The sequence below is a fragment of the Stenotrophomonas sp. HMWF023 genome, assembly GCF_003060985.1.
Lineage (GTDB): Bacteria > Pseudomonadota > Gammaproteobacteria > Xanthomonadales > Xanthomonadaceae > Stenotrophomonas > Stenotrophomonas lactitubi.
The window spans coordinates 1-1,572 of the sequence record NZ_QAIJ01000045.1 but is presented as its reverse complement, the minus strand read 5'-3'; the positions used below and the strand labels follow the sequence as shown (position 1 = coordinate 1,572).

2 protein-coding genes are annotated in these 1,572 nt (G+C 59.9%); one reads left to right on the top strand and one right to left on the bottom strand.

Going from position 1 to position 1,572, the window contains the following annotated elements; all coding sequences use genetic code 11:
- Positions 1-104 precede the first annotated feature (104 nt).
- On the top strand, positions 105-575 hold the full coding sequence (locus DBR20_RS01945; RefSeq protein WP_108264998.1) for a cold-shock protein: 471 nt from the start codon (positions 105-107) through the stop codon (positions 573-575).
- A 14-nt stretch (positions 576-589) separates the two neighbouring features.
- Here the strand turns inward: DBR20_RS01945 and DBR20_RS01940 are convergent.
- The coding region (locus DBR20_RS01940; protein WP_308812588.1) for an Abi family protein at positions 590-1,572 on the bottom strand (983 nt) is incomplete at its 5' end.

Here is a 1,572-nt window from a genome sequence, read left to right as displayed (position 1 = left end):
GATGGCCGATATCGCACTCACCGCCTTCATCCACGAACGGATGCGGCCACAGGACTGAGGGCCCGCTTGTGGGCGTGACGTTCTGTCTTTGTGCGGGGTGATGAATGAAGAAGCGTGGGCTTGCCGCGGCGGCGGTGTGCATCGTGGTGATCGGCGCGGTATGGGCGGAGTGGCCCGAGCCAGCGGGCGATCAGGTGTGGGCCTACCAGAAGCTGCAGCCAGTCGACTACCGGCTGCTGCACAGTGATGCACTCGGCTTCGTGACCGCCAAAGCAGATGAGGGCTTTGAACTGCACACGCGCTATGCCGGGGTGACGTCCTTCGAGATCCGATGCAAGGGCGTTCTGGTGATGGACGTGGAGAATGCCCCTTCACGCGTGCTGATCCGTGTGCCCGCCGATGCACTTACGCGGGCGCCGGATATCGAGCGCCTGCGCACCAGTTTCGAACGCTGGTTGGATCTCCACCAGAGCCAGGGGCAGCTGTTGGTGGAAAGTGCTGGGCCATCGTGGCTTGAGGCGCGGTTTGGGCGCTTCAGTGGGGCGGTACCTTATGGGCAACGTTGTTTGTTTTGAGCGCCAACTGCGACTCATTCCCGCCAAAGGCGGTGTTCCTGCCATCCATACGCAGCCCCAAGGCTCTTCATTCGGACCTCGCTCGTGATGCCTGCCGAAAGATGGGCATCGACGCGTCTGCGCCAACTTTGGGAATCAGCGGTGGTGCCTTCCAGAAGTTTGCGAAGCACGAGCAATAGGAAGAAAGAGCGATTCGGTGCATACGGTGCTTCACGCTCAGACCAACCCGTGGACCGTGGACGTACCGCCGAAACACCGAGCTCTTTGTTCCACAACCTGCCGTGGTGTGCGACAACGTTCCGCGCCACACTGGTGATATGCAGCCAGTTCGCGAGGACCGGCGCTGCCATCTGCATCTCACCAGCAACAGCCTTCTGTTCCCTGTTGTGCAGTGCCTTGTAGAAGCGAGAAAGCGAGCCCAACGACATTACCTCCGTCGCCATCCAGATGGGCACCTTGGGGAACGCGGGTGAGGTGTACTTGTCCCTGTAGTGTCGAATGAACGTCTCCTTGGAGCGCATCACTTCATTCTCGACGCCGGCAAGCCACTCCGCATGGTGCTGCACAGTGAAGGTCAAGTTGCGCGGCTCAAGGTGACCGAAGGCGCCATGAGCATGTGCAAAGTGATACGTGAGCACGGTCCGCGTTGCTATCTCGATATGGCCGACCGCTTCCATAACAAGGTCTCGGAGCCCCCTATCGAACTCATAGAGACTAACCGCCTCCTCGAAGGTCGCTTTGTCATGGAAGTGATCGCTACCGGGTAGGCGCTGGGTATGCAGATAGCCCATGAGGCGGTAGTAGCCGACTCGCTGCAGATAGCGGTTGGCGTTGGCGGCATCGCCGATTGCAAGCCCGCGCTGTTGGAGTTGATCTAGCTGCGCCTGAATTGACAGCGGCGGCTTGCGGTAATGCGTCATCCTGACACCAATCTGCAGGCAAAAAAAACCCGCCAATTTGAGCATGTCGCGAACTAGCGCGTCAGAGGCGTGGCGGG